1 protein-coding gene is annotated in these 462 nt (G+C 48.1%); it reads right to left on the bottom strand.

All coding sequences use genetic code 11. The features are described 5' to 3' along the window. Positions 1–410, bottom strand: a 410-nt coding sequence (locus PPOP_RS18125) for a pyocin knob domain-containing protein (protein WP_234399896.1), incomplete at its 3' end; no start/stop codon positions are given. Between the last annotated feature and the right edge of the window lie 52 nt (positions 411–462).

Here is a 462-nt window from a genome sequence, read left to right as displayed (position 1 = left end):
GTATTACCTAGATGTGCACCCTTATAAAACCCAGTTTTTACTATAGTGTTTAGGTCACGACCTGAAATATCAATTGCTGCACCATCATCAGCGGTAACCTTATGGCGTTGCCATGGCATACCATCAACATGCGCTTTTGCCTTTGCCTCTGCTTGGTTTGCCACACTATTCGCATGCGCTTTAGCGTCGGCTCCGGCTTGAAAAAGATTCGGTGACCAATCACCCCATTTGCCGCTATCTTTCACGCGCTGGTAATAACTATGGTCGACAAAGCCGTAGGCATTTTGCACACAATGCAGCGCGTTGTGGCGGATTACCTCTACCCAATACCATCCCGTACTTGGCGCGTTAGGCGCATCAACTACCTGATACCAACCTGTTGATAGATCGGCATTTAAATCTCCTGTCATGGTAGCACTACCGTCATCAGCGGTAACCCGGACTTTTTGCCATGGCTTATTG

It is taken from the genome of Paenibacillus popilliae ATCC 14706 (assembly GCF_000315235.1).
Classification (GTDB): domain Bacteria; phylum Bacillota; class Bacilli; order Paenibacillales; family Paenibacillaceae; genus Paenibacillus_B; species Paenibacillus_B popilliae.
The sequence above is the reverse complement of the archived record's forward strand: the minus strand, read 5'-3'. Positions and strand labels throughout refer to the sequence as shown.